This window comes from Vibrio sp. Y10_XG_PY6, assembly GCF_024181795.1.
Lineage (GTDB): Bacteria > Pseudomonadota > Gammaproteobacteria > Enterobacterales > Vibrionaceae > Vibrio > Vibrio diabolicus.
Genome location: NZ_JAMZAQ010000002.1, coordinates 525024 through 546772, shown reverse-complemented (window position 1 = coordinate 546772; position 21749 = coordinate 525024). Strand labels below are relative to the sequence as shown.

Below are 21749 nucleotides of genomic sequence, written 5' to 3'. Positions count from 1 at the left end.
ATCATTGTTCAACCAACAGCTTGCAGTATCCACAGTCAGAAATGTGACGCCTTACAAATTACCGCACAATAGTCCTCATCCAAAAGCGTTAGTTTGAAGTCTTTCACACTGAGCCTTTCTAATTTCAACCATGCTAATAGCACAAACCACTGGTGTATTTTTTTCACACAGGGATACTGTGAAGGTGTTATGGATATTAAAGAATCAATTATTCTCGTCACGTCTGCAGGTTCTGTTATAGGAAGGACTTGTGCTAGTCACTTTGCTCACCTTGGAGCGACGTTGATTCTTTGTGACCAAAACTCTAGCGCTCTAAAAGCGAGCTATGAGCAGATTAGTGCCTTCACAGATAAAGTCTATGCGATGAATGTGTGCAGTGATAACACAACGTCCATTAACTTACTGTTTGATCAAATAGAATCGCAGCTGCGTGCGACACCAGACGTGATAGTCAATTGCTGGACGAGCTCTCCCATGCCAGGCTTGATGGCTCCCGAACCTATGAGTACTTACATTGATCACTTGTCTTCTGCAGCGCGTTTCCTCTACACCTATGGCCAAGTGGGAGCCGAACGATTTCGCGCTAGAAATAAGAAAGGGGTAATTGTTAACGTCATTTCCCATGACAGCCATGAAGATTTAACGGGAGTCGAAAGCATGGCTGCTTTGGTGTCAGGTTTTACTCACAGCTGGGCAAAAGAGCTCACTCCATTTAATATTCGGGTGGGTGGCGTCATTCCTTCGGTAAACCATACAAGAGAAGAACTTAACGAAAGACACTGGGCCGAGATCCAAGATGAATTGGTTCGCAATACCGCATATATCGTATCAAATGAGTATTTTAGTGGCAGAGTGGTTGCTACAGAAGTATGAATGGACAACGTGTTTGTTGCGTCAATGGATCGCTATTACTCAACTTTCTCAACAAAAAAGCCCCAGTCAAATGACTGGGGCTTTTACTTTTTCCCGGTTAAGGTTTCGTGCTAGCGAAAACCTTACTCACACGACTCTTAATTACGCGTCAGCTTTTTCTTTCTTTGCTTTAGGCGCCGCTTTCGCTGCTTCTTGGTCTGCTTTCTTCTTGATAACTGTTGTACCTTCGAAAGTTTCACCTTCAACGAATGCTTTACCGTAGTAAGAAGCCATTAACACATCTTTAAGTTCGCTAATTAGTGGGTAGCGAGGGTTCGCACCAGTACATTGGTCATCGAACGCTTCAACTGCTAGCTCATCAAGTTTCGCGATAAAGTCTGCTTCAGCTACGCCTGCCGCTTGGATAGACATTGGGATGTCTAGGTTCACTTTTAGCTCATCCAACCATGCTAGTAGACGTTCAATTTTCTGAGCAGTACGGTCACCAGCTTGGCTCAGACCTAAGTGGTCAGCAACTTCAGCGTAACGACGACGTGCTTGTGGGCGGTCGTATTGAGAGAACGCTGTTTGTTTAGTTGGGTTATCGTTCGCGTTGTAACGTACAACGTTAGAGATAAGTAGTGCGTTTGCTAGGCCATGTGGAATGTGGAACTCAGCACCTAGTTTGTGCGCCATTGAGTGACAAACACCTAGGAATGCGTTAGCAAATGCCACACCAGCGATAGTTGCTGCGTTGTGTACTTTCTCACGAGCGATTGGGTCGTTAGCGCCGTTCGCGTAGCTTGAAGGTAGGTATTCTTTTAGCATCTTAAGTGCTTGTAGAGCCTGACCGTCAGAGTATTCGTTCGCAAGAACAGATACGTAAGCTTCTAGAGCGTGAGTTACTGCATCGTAACCACCAAATGCTGTTAGAGACTTAGGCATGTTCATCACTAGGTTAGCATCAACGATAGCCATGTTTGGCGTGATTTCGTAGTCAGCTAGTGGGTATTTAGCACCAGTCTTGTCGTCAGTAACAACCGCAAATGGTGTAACTTCTGAACCAGTACCTGAAGTTGTAGTGATACATACAAGCTCAGCTTTTTGACCCATTTTAGGGAACTTGTAGATACGTTTACGGATGTCCATAAAGCGCATTGCTAGTTCTTCGAAGTGAGTTTCTGGGTGCTCGTACATTACCCACATGATCTTCGCAGCATCCATTGGTGAACCACCACCTAATGCTAGGATAACATCTGGTTGGTAGCTAGCCATTTGAGCCGCACCTTTCTCTACAACAGAAAGCGTTGGGTCAGCTTCAACATCGAAGAATGTTTGAACTTCCATGCCTTGAGCTTTAAGTAGGCTTACTACGTCATCTGCGTAACCGTTGTTGAATAGGAAACGGTCAGTTACTAAGAATGCGCGTTTCTTACCTTCTAGGTCGCCTAGAGCAATTGGAAGGCTACCACGACGGAAGTAGATTGACTTAGGTAGTTTATGCCACAACATGTTTTCAGCTCGCTTCGCTACAGTTTTCTTGTTGATTAGGTGTTTAGGACCTACGTTCTCAGAGATAGAGTTACCACCCCATGAACCACAACCTAGAGTTAGAGAAGGCGCAACGTTGAAGTTGTACAAGTCACCGATACCACCGTGAGTAGTCGGGATGTTGATTAGGATACGAGCTGTCTTCATCTTGTCACCGAAGTAACGGATACGGTCAGCGTTAGTATCTTGGTTAGTGTAAAGACCAGATGTGTGGCCGATACCACCAATCTCAACCATAGTTACCGCTTGAGCAACCGCGTCTTCGAAGTTGTCAGCACGGAATAGACCTAGAGTTGGAGATAGTTTCTCGTGAGCGAATGCGTCATCGTGAGACACTTTACCTAGACCTTCACCAACAAGGACTTTCGTGTCTGCTGGAACTTTAACGCCTGCCATTTCAGCGATTGCCGCTGCTGGCTGACCTACGATTTTCGCGTTTAGCGCGCCATCGATAAGAAGAACTTTACGAACTTTTTCTGCTTCTGCTTTGCTTAGTACGTAAGCTTTGTGAGAAGCAAAACGCTCTTTTACTTCGTCGTACACTTCATCAACGACGATTGCAGCCTGCTCAGAAGCACATACTACGCCGTTGTCGAAAGTCTTAGACATCAGGATAGAAGCCACTGCACGTTTGATGTCAGCAGTTTCGTCGATAACAACAGGAACGTTACCTGCACCTACACCGATTGCTGGTTTACCAGAAGAGTAAGCTGCTTTAACCATGCCTGGGCCACCAGTTGCAAGGATAAGAGCAATGTCATCGTGTTTCATAAGAGCGTTAGAAAGCTCAACAGAAGGTTGGTCGATCCAACCGATGATGTCTTTTGGTGCACCCGCTGCTACTGCTGCGTCTAGAACCAGTTTCGCTGCGTCGTTAGTCGAGTTTTTCGCACGTGGGTGTGGTGAGAAGATGATACCGTTACGAGTCTTCAGAGAGATTAGAGATTTGAAGATCGCTGTAGATGTAGGGTTAGTCGTTGGTACGATACCGCAGATGATACCTACAGGTTCAGCGATAGTCATAGTACCTAGGTTGTCATCCTCTTCTAGGATGCCACACGTTTGTTCGTCTTTGTATTTGTTGTAGATAAACTCAGAAGCGAAGTGGTTCTTGATTACTTTATCTTCAACAATACCCATACCAGATTCTTCAACCGCTTGTTGAGCTAGCGGGATACGGGCTTGGTTAGCTGCAAGCGATGCTGCACGGAAGATTTTGTCTACTTGCTCTTGAGAGTAAGTAGCGAACTCTTCTTGCGCTTTCTTAACGCGAGCAATCATTGCATCTAGTTCAGCCATATTAGTTACAGGCATAGGGAATCTCCTAAAATTAACAAATATTAAAAACTTTTTACTAAGGCTATTACTTATCGTTTTTACTGTTTATCAGTCACTTAGAAAACAAACGTCTTAGTAAATTGCTTTCAGGACTGAGTATAATATTTCAGAGTGTGAAAAAAATTGACTTGGATCAGTTCTCACGACCTAAATACCACCAAAGTGGTGCTCCATCACACTAAAACGACATAACTCACTGATAAACAAATAAATTAATCTTCAATTTTTATTGAACAAAAAAAAAGCAAATAGACAAATAAATAAAAGAAACTACAACAACCTGTAAAAAAGTTTCATTTTTAGCCAACAAAATTACATGTAGGCCCAATTCCTTGTGCTACTGAGAGTATATCGAACCGAATACATCTCTCTACAAACCACCTTAGTTTTTATCAAAAGTGTGCGAATGTTAACGTTTATGTAAAACAGCACGCTTTGACAGCAACTTTATACGCAACAATTCTTTTCCAGACTAGATACAGTTTATTAAAGAATTAGTTTTTCTCACTAAAACAGTAGGAAATGCGTTAGTTTTTTTCATTTCTTCCAACCCAACTTTTGCCTTACATTACGCCCAAATTACCCCTTCGCCTTTTCACTAATGTGAACTTTAATGAGTACGCAACATGCAAACTTTTGAACTTGCTATCTTCTTGCAGTTTTTTCTTGGTTTGGTCGCCGCAGTAAACCCTGTTGGTATCATGCCTGTGTTTGTGTCACTAACCGGACATATGACACCAGACGAAAAGCGCAATACGGCAACCACAGCGAACGTGGCTGTTGCTATCATTCTGATCATTTCGCTCTTTGCTGGCCAGTTACTATTAGATATGTTCAGCATTTCTCTGGATTCGTTTCGTGTTGCAGGTGGGCTACTGCTACTTAGCATCGCGTTCTCTATGATGAGCGGTAAACTGGGGGAAGATAAACAAAACAAACAGGAAAAATCAGAATACGTGAGTCGCGAGCAGATCGGTGTTGTTCCTCTTGCGATGCCGCTAATGGCAGGACCAGGCGCAATCAGTTCGACTATTGTTTACGGTGCACGCTACCCAAGCATGTTTGATACGGTAGGCATCAGCATTACAATTGGCTTGTTCTGTCTATGCTCGTGGCTGTTGTTCCGCTCTGCCCCACTGATCGTGCGATTTTTGGGCCAAACTGGTATCAACGTCATTACCCGTATCATGGGTTTGATATTAGGCGCATTGGGTATTGAGTTTATCGCCAATGGTTTACGCAACTTATTTCCAGGATTAGCCTGAGTTTCTATAAAATTGTATGATAGAGCGATTCAACAATGGATCGCTTTGTCATGACGACTGACTCTCTCAAACATACTCTATATGTCACCATTTTTGGTACTCATACCAAAGCTGGTCGAACCTTCGATATTGCACTCATTATCGCGATTATCAGTTCTCTAATCGTACTGGTCTTAGACTCAATACCATCCGTGCGCGCCGAGTGGGCAAAAGAGCTGAAATACTTGGAGTACACTTTTACCGGTTTATTCACTATTGAGTATTTTCTCCGACTTTACTGCTCTCCAAAACCAGCGGCCTATGCGAAGAGCTTTTATGGCGTCGTTGATTTACTCGCGATTTTACCTACTTACTTAGCACTGTTTTTCCCTTCTGCCTCCTTTATGGGCGTAATAAGAGCACTGCGAGTCATGCGAATATTCCGCATACTCAAGTTGGTCCGCTATCTTCAAGAGTCCAACATCCTCTTACGCTCTCTACTGATGGCGCGCAGAAAGATTTTTATCTTCTTTAGCTCTGTCGCCATTATGGTCACGATCTTTGGGTCGCTGATTTTCGTCATTGAGGGGCCTGAAAACGGATTTACTAGCATTCCGAAAAGTATTTATTGGGCTATTGTGACCATCACAACGGTTGGATATGGTGACTTGGTACCTCAAACAGATCTCGGAAAAGGGCTTGCCTCACTCACCATGTTGTTGGGTTATTCAATTTTGGCGGTCCCTACTGGTATTTTCACAGCAGAACTTCACCAAGAAATGCAATCGCACAAAGTATTAGTGAAGTGTCCGAACTGTTCTCACGCCGGGCACGACTCTGATGCGACTTACTGTAAACACTGTGGTAGTGAACTGGCCGATCCTGACAAACGCGTTGTTCGTGGAGAAGACGAAGCATAAAAAAGAGCTCCCTAGGGAGCTCTTTTATTTTGTCATCAAACAAAGGTTGATGTGATTATGCTTTCTCAGAAAGAATAATGCGTAACGTACGACGCAATGGTTCTGCTGCGCCCCAAAGTAGTTGGTCACCAACAGTGAAAGCATTTAGGAAGTCATCACCCATTGCCATCTTACGTAGACGACCTACTGGTACGGACATAGTGCCTGTTACTTTTGCAGGTGTAAGTTCTTGCGCAGTAATGTCACGATCGTTAGGAATCACTTTAACCCAGTCGTTATGAGTGGCGATGATTTCTTCGATTTCGTCCATTGGGACATTTTGCTTAAGCTTGATAGTGAGTGCTTGAGAGTGACAGCGCATCGCACCAATACGGACGCAAGTACCATCGATTGGCACAGGCGAGCTTTGTGAGCCCAAAATTTTGTTTGCCTCTGCGCCCGCTTTCCACTCTTCTTTACTCTGACCGTTATCACGTTTCACATCGATCCACGGAATAAGCGAGCCAGCTAGTGGTACACCGAATTTATCGGTAGGGAAAGAACCGCTGCGCATTGTGTCTGCAACTTTTTTATCAATATCTAGGATAGAGCTTGATGGGTTTGCAAGTTCGGAACTTACAGAGTCATTGATAACGCCCATTTGCGAGATCAGTTCACGCATGTTTTGCGCGCCAGCACCAGAAGCGGCTTGGTATGTCATTGCGCTTGTCCACTCAACAAGGCCTTTTTCGAATAAGCCACCTAGACCCATTAGCATTAAACTAACCGTACAGTTACCACCAACAAATGTGTTCGTGCCACCGTGGATGCCTTGTTGGATTTGCTTTAAGTTCACAGGATCAAGCGTGATGATGGAATCTTCCGCCATACGTAACGTAGATGCTGCGTCAATCCAGTAGCCTTTCCAACCGGCTTGTCGAAGTGCTGGGTAAACTTTTTCTGTGTAGCTACCACCTTGACATGTAATTACCGCATCAAGCTGTTTTAAGCTTTCAATATCATACGCGTCTTGCAGTAAGCCTGCGTCTTTTCCTAAGTTAGGAGCAGGAATACCAACTTGAGAAGTACTGTAGAATACTGGTTCGATTAGGTCGAAGTCTTTCTCTTCAACCATACGCTGCATAAGGACTGAACCAACCATACCGCGCCAACCAACTAAACCAACTCTCATCGTATTAACTCTCCATGTATTAAAAAACCTACCCCATAGTTAATTTTTCGCATCAAAATCTCAACCCCTATTTTGTAAATAAGCCTATTTTTTAACCTTTTCCTATGAAAATTCGTGTTAAACGAGATTTTTTAGTGTTTGGTTTGCGATTTCGGCCATTTTTCAAGTAGGGAAAGCCCTGTTACTCCAAATTGGTCTTACCACTCAGTGATAAAATAACACATGAAGCACAATAATTTCACATCACACAACATTTAAAACCAAAAAAGTTAAAACAAACTAACAGTTAATTTCACAAGCAAACGTTTTTGCCGACGAACATCAAGATAAAACACCAAATATTCGAAATATAATTTTTGTTAATGTATGTTATGCGCGATTACAACAAGGAGCGCCTTCCTCTATTGCTCCAAGATTGACAGAGGCACATATGAAGCAAGTTACACCACGCCTACCAAGCTTGATACAGGTATTTATCTCGCTCGGTTTATTTCTACTGCTGGCATTTTCGTTCACTGCCAAGCTAGACCTACCGATCCAGCTAGCGCTGTACATCGGTTGGTTCATTATCATGATATTAGGCATTAAGCTTGGTCATCAGTACAAAGATCTGGAAAAAGCTGCACTAAATGGCATTTCCAATGGACTTGGAGCCGTCTTAATTCTTCTTGCCGTTGGCGCGCTTGTTGGTACGTGGATATCTGGTGGTATTGTTCCAACCATTATTTACTACGGCCTTAAAGCAATTCACCCTTCTATCTTTTTGCTCGCAACCATGATCATCTGTTCATTGACTGCGCTAGCGACTGGCACCTCTTGGGGCGCTGCTGGTACTGCCGGTATTGCGATGATGGGTATTGGCCAAGGCCTTGGCGTTCCTGCACCAATTACAGCTGGTGCGGTGCTTTCAGGTTGTTACTTTGGTGACAAAATGTCGCCTCTATCGGACTCCGTCATCCTTGCTTCATCTATGTCTAACGTTGAAGTAATGGAACATATTAAAGGCATGCTGCCGATCGCACTCATTAGCTACATTATTACAGGCATTATGTTTACTGCATTTGGTTTCCACTACGCAGGTCAAGTTGACATGAGCCAGGTAGACTCTGTAATTAAAGCGATGGAGCAGCAATTCTACATCACCCCTTACTCATTTGTTCCTGTGATCATCGTATTGTCACTTCTAGCAATGCGTATGCCTTCATTCCCAGTGATCAGTTTTGGTTCTCTGCTTGGTATTATTTGGGCAGTAATGATTCAAGATGTGGACTTCCTAACCGCGTTCAACACCGCTTGGGCTCCGTTTGCGATTTCTTCAGGCGTAGATTTCATTGACTCCATTCTTAACCGTGGCGGCATGTCTTCAATGCTTGGCTCGGTTGCTGTCATCGTATTCGGCCTTGGTTTTGGTGGTCTACTAGATAAAGTGGGGGTGTTAGAAACTATCGCTAAGCTGTTTGAAAAACGCGTTCAAAGTGCAGGTTCACTGGCAACAAGTACAATCGGTACAGCCTTTATGGGGAACGTATTTGGTTCAGCGATGTACGTTTCACTTATCCTGACACCAAAAATCTGTGCGAAGAACTACGATCGCCTAGGCTACAAACGTAAGAACTTGTCTCGTAACGCAGAGTTCGGCGGCACATTAACCTCAGGTATGGTCCCTTGGAGTGACAACGGTATCTACATGGCAAGTATTCTGGGTGTTGCGACACTGTCTTATGCACCGTTCATGTGGCTAAGCTTTGTATGTATCATTGTGACCATCATCAGTTCCTACATGGGTTGGTTTGTTGATAAATGCGAACCAACAGCGGAAGCAGTTGAACAAGCAGAAGGCGAACTGAAGCAGCAAACCGCTTAAGTTCGCATAGATAGGAAGAATCTCTCTTTCCGAGTGAAAGACAAAGAAAAAGAGCGCATGAGCGCTCTTTTTTATATCTCAACCAAACGTTAACTTTGTTTGACTTGCGTTTTCACTGCTGCACGCTTACCAAACCAATAGCCCAAGCCAAGTGGTGCAAAGAATATAACGGCAATGAACAAGATGAAGTAGATAATGGTACTTTTAACGAGCTCAATCAGCTTGGTCATCGCTAAACTGACCACTTCCTGCGAGACTCGGTCCATATCTTGAGCAAACTTCTCACGCTCATGGGTAATGATCTGCGCGATTTCTTGGCGCTCTCTGGCTACCATCAGCTCTAAAGCTTGGCGCTCCTCACCCAATTGAGATAAACGCGCTTGCGTTTTTTGGTCAATATCGTCAATCAAAGGTTGTAACTCCACCGCCATTTGCTCTGCCAAATAGCGCATGTACTCTGGATTGTTATCAATAAAGTCCTTCATCGAATCAGCCGTAACTTGTAGGCTATTTAGCGCAGCATTAACTTTTTCGATGCTGGCAGAGCTATTTAATGCTAATAACTGCGCCTTCCAAGTCATAATTTTGGGGGTCTGTTCTGATACAAGGCTTAGACGATCCGAGACATCCCCTAATGCTTCTGGCATTGTACCTAGCGTAGTCACTGCCTCTTCCTCGCTAATTTGATTCGCATCTAACCACCCACGGTAAGCTGGCGTCCTGATCATACTTAAGTCCGCGAATGGATGTTGCTTAACGAACTCTGCAACAAACGCTTGTGTCTTGATGTACGCTTCTTGTTTCAACAGAGATTGAGCCAGTTTATCCACCTCTTTCGCTAAGTGAGCAGAAACTAACTTTGCCTCATCTGTCGCAAATAGTTCATTACCAGGGCCAGTCGTAAAGAATTGATCCATCTGTAGCGTAAAAGTCCAAGTATCAATCAGTGCTGCCATTGGCGAGACTTGGTATGCTGCGGCTTGAAGACCTTCTTCAGCATTTATCTTCCAAAGCAAAATATAAGATTGATGGACTTTATCATGCGGCTCATATTGATCGTGCAATGCATCAGCAGCTTGCTCTACCTGAGCAAAAAACTGTTGCGCATACTCACGAGTCAGGAGACGCATATTAAGCTCTTGTTTGGTAAGAGGGACGGTTTGACTCTCGATTTTCACTTCTAACAGGGAGCACCCTGAAAGCATCACAACCAACCCTATCAACATCATTGAAGACAATCGACGAACGGACATGAAAGTACCTTTAACAAATTGTATGGAACAGGAATAAAGCGAACTAAGTCATATAGTTCGGGCCTTTAATACCCCAACTCTGATGATTGTAAGTCAGAGCAATATCAATCTGTTAGCGCTTCTTGTATCTTTTCACTATTGAGAACGTGGTTAGCGAAAAGTATGGTTTGCTTTAGGACATCATCTAAACGTGTCAGTTTCTCTTCCGGCACTTGTTGCCCTTGTTTAATCAACAGCTCAATATCACTCGAAATGCAGTGCAATGGCATTGCCCCTAAACTTCCCGAGACCCCTTTAAGACTATGAGCCGCTCTTTGCGCTTGCTCTTTATCCTCTTCTAATAGCCGATGCATTTTTGAACCATCGCCAGAGTGATCCTGAATAAAGACTTCAAGTAACATTCGCACCGCGCTTTCATCTCCCGATAGCGAGTCCAGCATCTTATTGATATCTATATACGGCTTACGTTCCACTACTGCCACTTGTGATGTGTTCGGCTCATTATGACTCTGTTCGTTAACTTGGCCGTTTTGAGCGCTTTCGGACTGAGCAGAAAAAACAACGTAAGACCCACCAGCTTGCTCAGACTCTTTATCTTCTGCTCTTGATGGTATTAGCGGCTGAACGGTTCTTTGGGAGAAAAGCCCCCATGAAATAAGAGAAAGAAATAAACCACTGATTACTGACAACCAAGTAACAAAGGTCATCAACTTTTGTTCCAACTGGTCATTTATCGAAGTTAACTGGTTCGGGAAATCAGGATTAAGCAGTTGATTAACTAGATAGCTGCCTTGCGCCTTGGCAGATAGCGCGCTTGAAGTCTGGGCAAGTTGACGCTGAAAAGCACTTCGCTCTTGAGGAGAAAGCGTGTCCGACTCGATAAAGAGTCGGTCTAAATCACGATAAGTATCGCTATTCGTTGCTGAGTCACTAAAAATAGACTCCAAAACAAGTGCGCCTAAGCGATAGTACATTGATTGAATTTGCTCAGAGTTTTCAGCTCGGGCACGGCTCCTTCGCAACTGTTCAGCCAATGATACAAGCTCACTGTCACTCCCTACAAAGGCTCGAGCACTTTCTAAAAATCGATCGGTCGCATAAAGCAATTGAGTAATATCTGGTGTGATTTTTCCTTCAGAAAACTCACTTTCAAGCTGTAAGCGAACTGCATAGGCTAACTGAAGTTTTAGTGAAACTTGGTCGACGTGCTTAACACGATAAGGCAGATCAAAGTTAAAAAAATGTCTGACTTCTTCGACTTTGCTTCCTAGCTCATTCACTGTTGAAATGGTTTGAATCGTTTGTTTGGCTTGCAACCAAATCCCTAGCGCTAAAACACACCATAAAACGAACCAGAACCAAACAAACCGCCTCATTCCTTCTTTTAGCTTCAGCAACACTCGCCCCTCGCATATCTCCATTAATTACAAGCATATACTATGGATGTTTCTTATTCACATAAAAAAAGAGAGCCATTGGCTCTCTTAATTTGACGATATGGTTTTAGTTGCGACTCAACTGATCTTTTAGATTTGGTGGCGTACCTTTAATCGTTAAGGTATCCGTCTCTGGGTCATAAAAAATACGCTCGCCAAGCAATAGGCTATCAAAGCTAATATTCAAGCCACCGCCAGCGCCAACAAATTTAGTCAGTTTGCGAACCGTCGCACGGTCACCTGGGAAAGATTCTTCAAGTTCGTACCCTTGCTCTTTGGTAAAATCCATAAAGCTTGTGCCATCTTGGCTTGGAGGAAGCTCTCCAGAAAGCTCTGAGATTTGAACCTCATCACCGGATTTAATTTGCTCATTGCAGTAATCGTAAACTTGTTTCTTGTACTCATTCACTTCTTGCTTTTCTAGCTTCGAATCAGCACAAAAATCATCCACCGCCTGCATTAACACTAAGTTTTGTTGTTTAGTATCTAAGCCGATGTCCGCTTGCAGGAAATCTAGGAAGAAATCCGCCACTTTACGGCCGACGCGTCCCTTGATGTATTGCAAGTAACGATTAGATTCCTTGTCAGTGTCGTAGCTCGACAAGTCAATGCGTGCCGCAATATCCATTTTGGTGATATCTAGGTAATCCGTCGCACTGATGTCCAAACCTTCGGTCACTTTTAAACTTTGGTTCATTGGTAAGATACCGATGAACAAGTAGTCCGTTGCTAAACTCTGATACTCAGCGAAAACCAGAATACCTTCATCCGCAAATGGGTACTTAATCAACTCTTCTTTCAAGCGATTTGCACTAATTTGTGAGAAGTCGTAAAAATCTCGCTCTCCTTTGCGCATTTCTTGAAGCCAAAATTGAAATTCGCTGTCTGACTGGAAAGAGCCAAAACCTTTACCAGCTTTAGAATGGAATACTCGGTGAAGCTCAGCGACTAAGTTTTCAGTAGATGCATCGTTCTCTAATGATGCTGGACGAAAGTTTACAACTAGCTCGTCCTGATCGTTTTTGCACAGTTGATGCAGAATAACGTTTGAAAGATGAAGGCTCATAGTGATTTTATCTTGCTACAAGGTTTTAGTTGATGGGCATTGTAGGTTATCATAAGCCGCTTTTACTATCATTATTAGAGTCTTTATGCCGATTACATCTAAATATACTGACGAGCAAGTAGAGAAAATTCTTGCTGAAGTAGCAACAGTTCTTGAAAAACACGCTGCTTCTCCTGAGTTGACGCTAATGATTGCCGGAAATATCGCAACCAATGTCTTAAATCAACGTGTTGCTGCTTCACAACGCAAAGCGATTGCTGAAAAATTTGCTCAGGCGCTGATGTCTTCTTTAGAAACACCAAAAACACACTAATAACGGACAATAGAACACATACATGGTAGACAGCGGAAACTCATACGGCGAACGCGTATCTCGACTGGTTGGTTGGGGTCACTGGTTTGCATTCTTCAATATCGTTGCATCGATGTTGATAGGCACACGCTACATTGTTCAGTCTCCTTGGCCCGAGACGTTACTTGGTCAGTTTTATCTGGCGGTTTCTTGGGTTGGTCACTTTGGCTTTCTAGTTTTCGCGCTTTACTTGCTCGTTCTATTCCCGTTAACGTTTATCCTGCCATCGCGGAAATTGTTCCGTTTGGTGGCAGTGATTTTCGCGACCGTTGGGCAAACCATATTATTGATTGATACCCAAGCGTATCAGTCTATCAATTTGCACTTAACTCCTGTCGTTTGGGAGTTACTATTCAGCGAAGATAAAAGTGCACTCAGCACTGATCTACAACATCTGTTTGTTGTAATGCCGCTGATCTTCCTTATTCAGCTCGCTCTATCCGAATGGGTATGGCGAAAACAGCGCAAACTATCTCATAAGCACGTAGGACGTCCTCTAGCAGCTGTATTTTTCCTCAGCTTTATGACCAGCCATTTGGTTTATATTTGGGCTGATGCATACTTCTACAATCCAATTACCAGTCAGCGTTCAAACTTCCCATTGTCTTATCCGATGACGGCGAAGAGCTTTATGGAAAAACATGGTCTACTTGACCGTGAGGAATACCTAAAACGCTTAGCGGAAAATGAAGGCAACGTAGAGTTAGTCAATTACCCTCTAGAAAAGCTAGAGTTTAACCGTCGAGTCAATAAGCTCAACGTGTTGATGATCAGCGTAAATAACCTGCGTGCAGACGCGCTGAATCCAGAAGAGATGCCTAACCTCTATGAGTTTGCCGAAAACAATCAGAACTTCCGTAATCATTACAGTTCAAGTAATGATACTTACGGGGCTTTTGGTTTGTTCTACGGCTTACCAACCAGTTACGCCTCAAGCATCAAGGCGCAAGGTGCTTCGCCAGTGTTACTCGATGTACTGAAAGATCAGGGTTACAACTTCGGCCTATTCAGTGGCAGCGGGTTTGAAGATGATCTCTACTCAGAGATTATTTTCCGCGACTTAAAACTAGCGGAAGACCTCGATGGCACACAAGCTCATACCGATAAGCAATCTATCGCGAACTGGAATACATGGTTAACAGAGAAAGCGAGTCAACCATGGTTTAGTTACATCGAAGTCACCACCGTTGATAATTTTGAATCGATCCCTTCAAATAATGACGAAGAAATGTCCGCAAGTGATCGCTTCAAAAAAGCTTATGAATATGCGGTGAAATCAGCGGATAAAACCGTCGCTAGTATTATTGATGAGCTTGAAAAAAATGGACTATTGACAAACACCATCGTGATTATCACTTCTAATCACGGTAGTGAGTTTAACGAAACCAATACGAACAGCTGGGGCGCAAACAGCAACTACAGCCGTTATCAGTTACAAGTTCCTATGGTAATCCAATGGCCAGGAATGTTGGCTGGTGAATTTAATCACAGCACAAGCCACTTGGACCTTTCGGTCACGTTATTGCAGGATATGCTCGGTGTATCTTCCAACCCATATGATTACAGTAGTGGTCGTAACCTATTTGACGAAAGTCGTCGCCGTTGGATCCTAGCGGGTGACACTCGTGAGCTTGCCTTAATTACTAGCTCACAAACCACAGTGATCGATAAGTTTGGCAACTACAAGTTGTATGACAAAAATTACAAACGACTTCGAGATGATGCACCGAAGTTGCCAGTTTTGATGCAAGGTTTAACTGAGTTACAGCGTTTTTATTCTAAAAACGATTAATACCTAGCAATCCATATACTATTCAAACTCCCCTTTTTGGGGAGTTTTTGTTTATTTAAACAACACAAACCACAAATTTGCGCAGTAAACATCCAATCAGTTCAACTAGGGGTTTACAACATTTTCAAAGCCTTATATTATGCGCCTCAACAACGGAGAGATGGCTGAGTGGTTGAAAGCACCGGTCTTGAAAACCGGCATACGTTAATAGCGTATCTAGGGTTCAAATCCCTATCTCTCCGCCACATTTAGAAAAAGCCCGCTAAGAAATTAGCGGGCTTTTTCGTATATCCAGATTTGAAAAGATTTGTACAAATCCCTCCTTGAATACAAGCCAAGCAATCGCCACATTCAGAAAGAACCCATTAGAAAATTAGCGCCCTTTTCGTTCCAGTGTCCCGTTATGAATCAGGTTGATACTCACGTCTAGTTGCATTTACTTACCAACAAAAACTTCTTTAGCGGCATTAATGAGCTGTAAATGGATTGGGACGAGGTCTGAATGATTCGTTCGATATCCACCTCCGACGACAGCTGCGACAGGGATACCTCGCGATTTCATTGTTTGCATTAAAAATCTATCACGTTCTAAAATCCCTTGCGTCGACACATCAAAATATCCAAGCTCATCGTCTTGATGTATATCAACACCAGCATCGTAGATAACCAAATCAGGACGATGAAGATTAAGTGCCATTTCAACCACTTCCTTAAACGCCATTAAAAAATCCTCATCATCTGTTCCTCGCACCAAAGGCACATCTAGATCAGACTGAGGCTTCCTCGCTGGGAAATTTTTATCACAGTGGAAAGAAAGCGTGATGATATCTGGCTCATCGTGACACAAAGTTGCTGTTCCATCCCCATGGTGAACATCACTATCAATGATCAATACTTTATCGACATGCTCGACTTCGAGCGCTTGCCTAGCCGCGATCACTAAGTCATTAAATAAACAAAAACCACTGCCAAACTCTTTGTGTGCGTGGTGATACCCGCCACTCAAATGAATGGCAACACCATACTCAAGTGCTTTATTTGCGGTCAAAGCCGTGCCCGCTGCTGAAGTTAGCGTTCTGGTAATGAGAGACTCACTCCAAGGAAAACCTATTCGGCGCATCTTCGCAGCTGGCATGTTTCCATTCACAAGTAAGTCGACGTATTCCTGGTCATGAACACGTTTTACTTCCTCAACAGTTAATGCTTCTGGCTGGAAAAACTGCACGTGTTCTTTCCAGTTATCTTTCTCCATATGTACCAATACCGATTCATAGAGGTACTGGTACTTCATAATTGGGTAACGATGCCCCTCTGGCAACTCAAGTTGAGAATAAATCGGGTGGTAGATAAATGGCAGCATGAGAAATTCTTAATAACAATGGTAACGAAATAGTATCAACTTCAAGGGTTGAATAAAATGCAATTTAATTGATAATGATTTTCAATATCAATTAAATTTAATATACATATGAATTCTACTTTCTTTGCTATTCTCGGCGCACTGTTTGGCTCTCTTTGTGCTCTGTCCCTATTTTCATCTTTCGTTGTTGGTGCGTGGTGGCTGGTTGATTTTATTGCGCTTAGCTAACACAATGACTTTCAACTGAAATCAAAAAAATATAGGTGTTTGTATGAGTCAAACCGTCTTTATTACCGGAGCAAATCGCGGCATTGGCCTTAGCTTAACTGAGCTGTACCTGAAGCAAGGCCATCAAGTACACGCTACTAGCCGTTCCTTAGAGAACAGTTCTGAACTACAAACTCTAGCCTCACATTACAGCAATCTAGTTTTGCACGAACTGGATGTTACTCACTACGAACAAGTCGCTCTGCTTGCAGATAAGCTCCCCGCCATCGACTTACTCATTAACAATGCGGGATATTACGGCCCCAAGGGATATGGCTTTGGAAACACTGACGTAGAAGAATGGCGTAAAGTCTTCGAAGTAAACACCATTGCACCGTTAAAACTGGTTGAGCACTGTTACCCTCGCTTACAACAAGGCAAGATAAAAAAGATTGCTTGTATCTCATCAAAAGTGGGGAGCATGACCGAAAATACGTCCGGTGGCGGTTATATTTATCGTTCATCGAAAGCGGCGCTAAACTCGGTTGTTAAAAGCTTGAGTAATGATTTAACACCTGAAGGATTTACCGTTTTAGCGCTTCATCCTGGTTGGGTAAAAACGGCAATGGGCGGGCCAAATGCATTGATCGATACGCAAACCTCCGCGCAGGGCCTAGCGAACGTGGTAGAGCTGAGTACACCGCAACTTTCAGGTCGATTTATTAACTACGATGGTACTGAGTTACCTTGGTAGCAGCATTAAGACACAACCATCACTAAACCAAATACCATCAAAGCCAGGCTTCATAATCGTGACTTGGTTGGCAAACATAATGTTCATCAGTGATCCACCAGCATAATTCGCGCAATCTAACTTGAATTTATCTACATCCAATCCAGACTTAGGAAAAAGTAGAACAAATAAGGAGAAAGCACGATGGCAGCAGATAGGGATTTGGTTAATTTTAGCGAAGAGCACGAACTAAATTACTGCTTGAGAAGTGCTGGTAAACGCCAAACTCAGGCGAATCGAGATACATTAGTTGACTTGGGCAACCAGGTGAAAGAGGTACTGGACAAACGCGTGTTAACTCAAGGTGAAGTAAGAGGCGCGATCCAAAACCACGGCGACCTGTTCGAGTAATCTATTTTCAAGCATGCGCGGTGTTTAATTACGCCGCGCTTGTCCTATGCCCGCTTACCTTTGGTTGCACGGGATTTAGTCGCACTACCACTCTTTGAATAACTACGCTTTTTACGTTTAAACGCAGGACGTTCCACCTTGGGTAGATGACGCAATGAATCAGGGATCGGCCCTGCTTTTACTTGTGCCATCAAGCTATCAATGCGTTGCTCTAATGCTTGCATAAACGGCTGATATGCCTGATTTCTCTCTGCCATACCTTGTAACTGGTGCTCCCAATGAGCCGTCATATCTGGGTACGTTGAATCTTCTGGCAAGGCATGAATGAGACCTCTTCCCGCAGGAGAGCTGAGAATTGATTTACCTTGACGCGTGAGCAGTTGGCGTTTGAACAGCGTGTCCAAAATACCAGCGCGAGTCGCTTCCGTACCTAGCCCATCAGTATCACGAAGGATTTTTTTCAGTTCTTTATCCGCAACGTAACGGGCGATCCCGGTCATCGCTTGCAACAGCGATGCTTCGGTAAAGTGCTTTGGTGGCTCGGTTTTTCGGTCTTTTATTTCCCCTTCACGACAAGTTAACACGGTGCCTTCTGGTAACGGTGGCACGGCATCAATACCTTCATCTTCCTTGTCAGTTTTGCCCATTAGCGCTTTCCAACCCGGTGAAACTAACTGACGACCTTTCGCGATAAACGTACCACCAGCGATATCGAAAACCAATTTCGCTTCTGCGTAAACCGCCGCCGGATAAAACTGCATGAGATACTGGCGCGCAATCAATTGATACACTTTCATCTCATTGCCCGAAAGCGCATTCACATTAGCTTGTTTTGGTGTAGGGATAATCGCATGGTGCGCATCCACTTTTTTATCGTTCCAGGCTTTGGACTTTAATGTTAAGTCTGCTCCCTGAACGGCACCTTGCAGCTCTTTTGCGTTATTCGCAATAGCTGTTGTCACCGTCCCCGCTTGTGAGTAGTGTTCCATCGGTAAATAGCGACAATCTGAACGCGGGTAAGTGATCAGCTTGTGCTTTTCATACAATGCCTGACAAGTATCTAGTACTTGTTGCGCACTCATACCATAGCGCTTCGCTGCATCGATCTGTAAAGCAGATAACGAATAAGGTAATGGTGCTGATTGCTTGGTTTGCTTTTGTTCCGACTCCGTCACTTTAGCGGGTTGATTTGCAATACGGTTTGCAACGTTTTCCACTAACTTACGGTTTAACACTCGCCCTTCTTCATCCTGCCAAGGCTTGCATGCCTCACTCGGCTTCCAACGAGCACGAATATCAAATGTACCATTGGCATCTTGATACGGAATCAGAGCATGTAGGGTAAAATAGTCCTTCGGTACAAAGTTTTCGATTTCCTCATCACGACGCACCACTAAGCCAAGAACTGGCGTTTGCACTCGCCCTACCGAGAGAACACCTTGATACCCTGCTTTTTGACCAAGCAAGGTATAAGCACGAGACATGTTCATGCCATACAACCAATCAGCCCGAGAGCGAGCCAATGCAGAAACTGAAAGTGGGATAAACTCGCGATTACTGCGCATAGAACTGAGTGCACGTTTAACCGCAGGTAAGTTCAAGTCGGAAATCAGCAAACGCTGTGTGGATTCCTTCTTGGTTTTAGATAACTTGCAATAGTCGAGAACTTCATCAACTAACAGCTGACCCTCTCGGTCTGGGTCTCCTGCATGAATGACTTCGTTAGCTTCTTTGAGCAATTTACGAATCACTGTTAATTGCTTACTTGCGCTTTTCCTCGGTCTGAGCTGCCATTGCTGCGGAACAATTGGTAAATCTGCCATATTCCACTTTTTATAACGCTCATCGTAAGCGTCAGGTTCGACTTGTTCGAGCAAATGGCCGATACACCAAGTAACGATATCCCCGTTCCCACAGCGGATGAATCCTTGATCTTTCTTTTGAGGGTTTGGCAGTGCAGCGGCAATCGCACGGCCTAAGCTTGGTTTTTCAGCAATAAACAGACGAGACATAACGTTTTGGAAATAAATATAATTAGGGCCACATTAACGAATGTAGCCCTAATAAATCAAGAAAAACTGTATAAATAAACAGTCAATTTGCCTAGATGCTCAGTTATAGAAACTCAACAAACTGAGAAAGGTCACGCTCAGGAACTTTCATCGGTGTGCAACCAGGCGTACCTAGGTACAAGAAACCAACAATCTCATCGTCGCCTTCTAAACCAAACGCTTGATGAACTTCTGGATGGAACATCCACTTACCTGAGCGCCAAAATCCTTGAAAGCCTTGCGCTACGGCTGCCATCTGCATGGACTGTACTGCACATCCAGCAGATAAGTGTTGCTCTAGTGCAGGCACTTTCTCATGTTCCGTTACTTTAGCAATCACCGTGATCACCATTGGTGCACGAAATGGCGCATTTTTCACCTTTTCGACCACCGATCCATCACTATTTTCAGCTTCTGCCGCTTTTACCAAGATATCTGACAGTTTTTTCAAACCATCGCCCTGTGCGATAACGAAACGCCAAGGGGTTAATCCCGCATGGTCAGGCGCACGAAGGCCTGCACGAATGATGTTCTCAAGCGCTTTACCTTCTGGTGCAGGCGCAGATAACTTCGCGATAGATCGGCGATTGAGCAAAAGATCGAGAGCGTCCATGAAAGAGTCCTTATCGAATATCGTTGTTATTTTGTTTACGCTACTTTAGCACAATCTGCTCCTGCGAATAACAACCGGTTTTCTGTGGGCTTGATAACGTGCTTCACTTAACATCAAGCTGGATTTAATGTTAATTTATTCGCGAAATGAATAAGTTGAACATAGGCAGGTTGATGAACAAGGATAAACAAAACAGCATTTACGAAAAGATCGTTAATGACGAAGATGCCCGTGCCTGTAAGGCGATTCCTGAATCAGCTTGTCATCAAGTTCCCGGCAACTTTCTTAAAATCATTCTTGCTCAGTTTTTAACGAAGGTCGGCGATGCGTTAATCAACCCCAAAGTCACGTTGCCGTGGATACTACAAAGCCTCGGGGCACCGGTTTACTTAATTGGTTGGCTCGTTCCTATTCGTGAATCAGGTTCACTTATCCCACAACTTAGCATCGCGCACTACATCCGACGCATCCCAGTAAGAAAATGGGTCTGGGTAATTGGCAGCATCTTGCAGGCTCTTTCCATATTTGCAATCGGAGTGGTCGCATTAACTCTGACAGGAGCTGCTGCGGGTTATGGTGTAATTGCATGTCTTGTGATCTTCAGCCTCTCACGCGGTTTAAATTCCGTCGCATCAAAAGATGTGTTGGGCAAAACCATCCCCAAAAACCAACGAGGTCAAGTCAACGGCTGGTCTTCAAGCGCTGCTGGCCTTGTTACGTTGCTTTTCGCTAGCCTTCTGGCACTAGCCTGGCTATGGGACGTAGAGCCGACGGAGCACTTTTACAGTCTGAGTTTAGGCTTAGCGGGCGCCATATGGCTTATTGCGGCATTAGTTTATGCACAAATTAATGAGTATGCAGGTGAGGTAGACGGTGGTCGAAATGGCGTCCTTGAGGCATTTAAACAACTCGCGTTACTTAAAACAGACGTGACCTTTCGTCGATTCGTTATCACGCGGACACTATTTTTATGTTCTGCGCTGAGTGCACCGTACTACGTTGTGCTGGCACAGCAATCTCTCGGTGGACAGCTCTGGGTGCTAGCTCTCTTTATGTTTGCGAGTGGCTTGGCCTCCTTTGTGTCAGGTCCTTTCTGGGGAAGAATGTCCGATCGCTCTAGCCGCAGTGTTATGGTCATCGGCGCAACGATGAGCGCGCTACTTGGCGTTGTTTTATTTGTTTACGATACGTGGGTCACCGCTAGCCAAAGCTTCCTATTCGTGATTCCTCTGCTCTACTTTTGTGTGTGTATTGCCCACGACGGAATACGAGTCGGACGAAAAACCTACTTAATTGATATCGCAGAAGGTGACAAGCGGACAAGCTATGTAGCCGTGAGTAACACGGTGGTTGGAATAATGCTGCTTCTAATGAGTTCTCTTGGTGTTATGTCGAACTTTTTGAGCCTTTCAGCAGTGGTGTTAGTGTTCTCTTTTATTACTCTTGCTGGCGTAGTAATGGCCAAACAACTGCCAGATATCAGTGACTAGTTCTATACAAAAAAAGCTGCGCTCAAAGCGCAGCTTTCATGGTAA

The 21749-nt window shown here is 44.0% G+C and carries 17 protein-coding genes and 1 tRNA gene; 10 read left to right on the top strand and 8 right to left on the bottom strand.

The genetic code is table 11. The features are described 5' to 3' along the window. Positions 1 to 189: 189 nt before the first annotated feature. Positions 190 to 873: an SDR family oxidoreductase gene (locus tag NL644_RS10845; RefSeq protein WP_046874522.1), complete on the top strand. Its 684-nt coding sequence runs from the start codon at positions 190 to 192 to the stop codon at positions 871 to 873. 141 nt (positions 874 to 1014) lie between these two features. Here the strand turns inward: NL644_RS10845 and adhE are convergent, their stop codons facing one another. After that, positions 1015 to 3717, bottom strand: a complete 2703-nt coding sequence (gene adhE / locus NL644_RS10840; protein ID WP_012841564.1) for a bifunctional acetaldehyde-CoA/alcohol dehydrogenase — start codon at positions 3715 to 3717, stop codon at positions 1015 to 1017. A gap of 650 nt (positions 3718 to 4367) precedes the next feature. On the opposite strand from adhE, the gene NL644_RS10835 reads away from it, so the two are divergent. After that, the gene (locus tag NL644_RS10835; RefSeq protein WP_005396528.1) at positions 4368 to 5006 is read left to right on the top strand and encodes a YchE family NAAT transporter; all 639 of its coding nucleotides are present in this window, start codon (positions 4368 to 4370) and stop codon (positions 5004 to 5006) included. Positions 5007 to 5041: 35 nt separating this feature from the next. Continuing rightward, a complete protein-coding gene (locus NL644_RS10830; RefSeq protein ID WP_005396527.1) occupies positions 5042 to 5905 on the top strand; it encodes an ion transporter in 864 nt (287 codons plus the stop codon). Positions 5906 to 5960: 55 nt separating this feature from the next. Here NL644_RS10830 and asd read toward each other — a convergent pair whose 3' ends face one another. Beyond that, the gene (gene asd, locus NL644_RS10825; protein WP_005396526.1) at positions 5961 to 7076 is read right to left on the bottom strand and encodes an aspartate-semialdehyde dehydrogenase; all 1116 of its coding nucleotides are present in this window, start codon (positions 7074 to 7076) and stop codon (positions 5961 to 5963) included. Between the two features lie 430 nt (positions 7077 to 7506). Here asd and nhaC point away from each other — a divergent pair, with 430 nt between their 5' ends. Next, positions 7507 to 8940, top strand: coding sequence for a Na+/H+ antiporter NhaC (gene nhaC, locus NL644_RS10820; protein WP_005396525.1), 1434 nt, complete (start codon positions 7507 to 7509; stop codon positions 8938 to 8940). An 89-nt stretch (positions 8941 to 9029) separates the two neighbouring features. On the opposite strand, the gene NL644_RS10815 is transcribed toward nhaC, so the two are convergent. The 3 genes from NL644_RS10815 to yejK form a co-directional block, all read right to left on the bottom strand. Beyond that, on the bottom strand, positions 9030 to 10193 hold the full coding sequence (locus tag NL644_RS10815) for a chemotaxis protein (protein ID WP_253658387.1): 1164 nt from the start codon (positions 10191 to 10193) through the stop codon (positions 9030 to 9032). Between the two features lie 104 nt (positions 10194 to 10297). Further along, positions 10298 to 11614, bottom strand: coding sequence for an Hpt domain-containing protein (locus NL644_RS10810; protein WP_167426360.1), 1317 nt, complete (start codon positions 11612 to 11614; stop codon positions 10298 to 10300). An 82-nt stretch (positions 11615 to 11696) separates the two neighbouring features. Then, positions 11697 to 12695, bottom strand: coding sequence for a nucleoid-associated protein YejK (gene yejK / locus NL644_RS10805; protein WP_005396521.1), 999 nt, complete (start codon positions 12693 to 12695; stop codon positions 11697 to 11699). Positions 12696 to 12780: 85 nt separating this feature from the next. Here yejK and NL644_RS10800 point away from each other — a divergent pair, with 85 nt between their 5' ends. The 3 genes from NL644_RS10800 to NL644_RS10790 all read left to right on the top strand — a co-directional run bounded on the left by NL644_RS10800 (position 12781) and on the right by NL644_RS10790 (position 15084). After that, positions 12781 to 13008, top strand: coding sequence for a YejL family protein (locus NL644_RS10800; protein WP_005380722.1), 228 nt, complete (start codon positions 12781 to 12783; stop codon positions 13006 to 13008). 22 nt (positions 13009 to 13030) lie between these two features. Further along, on the top strand, positions 13031 to 14839 hold the full coding sequence (locus NL644_RS10795; protein WP_046874519.1) for a DUF3413 domain-containing protein: 1809 nt from the start codon (positions 13031 to 13033) through the stop codon (positions 14837 to 14839). A 154-nt stretch (positions 14840 to 14993) separates the two neighbouring features. After that, positions 14994 to 15084, top strand: a tRNA-Ser gene (locus tag NL644_RS10790). A 191-nt stretch (positions 15085 to 15275) separates the two neighbouring features. On the opposite strand, the gene NL644_RS10785 is transcribed toward NL644_RS10790, so the two are convergent. Further along, positions 15276 to 16199, bottom strand: coding sequence for a histone deacetylase (locus NL644_RS10785; protein WP_253658386.1), 924 nt, complete (start codon positions 16197 to 16199; stop codon positions 15276 to 15278). Positions 16200 to 16470: 271 nt separating this feature from the next. On the opposite strand from NL644_RS10785, the gene NL644_RS10780 reads away from it, so the two are divergent. Beyond that, on the top strand, positions 16471 to 17160 hold the full coding sequence (locus NL644_RS10780) for an SDR family oxidoreductase (RefSeq protein WP_253658385.1): 690 nt from the start codon (positions 16471 to 16473) through the stop codon (positions 17158 to 17160). A 183-nt stretch (positions 17161 to 17343) separates the two neighbouring features. Then, the gene (locus NL644_RS10775) at positions 17344 to 17550 is read left to right on the top strand and encodes a hypothetical protein (RefSeq protein WP_005380717.1); all 207 of its coding nucleotides are present in this window, start codon (positions 17344 to 17346) and stop codon (positions 17548 to 17550) included. Between the two features lie 44 nt (positions 17551 to 17594). Here the strand turns inward: NL644_RS10775 and NL644_RS10770 are convergent, their stop codons facing one another. Both NL644_RS10770 and NL644_RS10765 read right to left on the bottom strand, forming a co-directional pair. Beyond that, on the bottom strand, positions 17595 to 19562 hold the full coding sequence (locus NL644_RS10770; RefSeq protein ID WP_237308156.1) for a DNA topoisomerase III: 1968 nt from the start codon (positions 19560 to 19562) through the stop codon (positions 17595 to 17597). Between the two features lie 103 nt (positions 19563 to 19665). Continuing rightward, positions 19666 to 20214: an NAD(P)H nitroreductase gene (locus NL644_RS10765; protein WP_253658384.1), complete on the bottom strand. Its 549-nt coding sequence runs from the start codon at positions 20212 to 20214 to the stop codon at positions 19666 to 19668. Positions 20215 to 20387: 173 nt separating this feature from the next. On the opposite strand from NL644_RS10765, the gene NL644_RS10760 reads away from it, so the two are divergent. Then, complete coding sequence (locus NL644_RS10760) at positions 20388 to 21704, top strand: MFS transporter (protein ID WP_253658383.1); 1317 nt, start codon at positions 20388 to 20390, stop codon at positions 21702 to 21704. Positions 21705 to 21749: the final 45 nt, after the last annotated feature.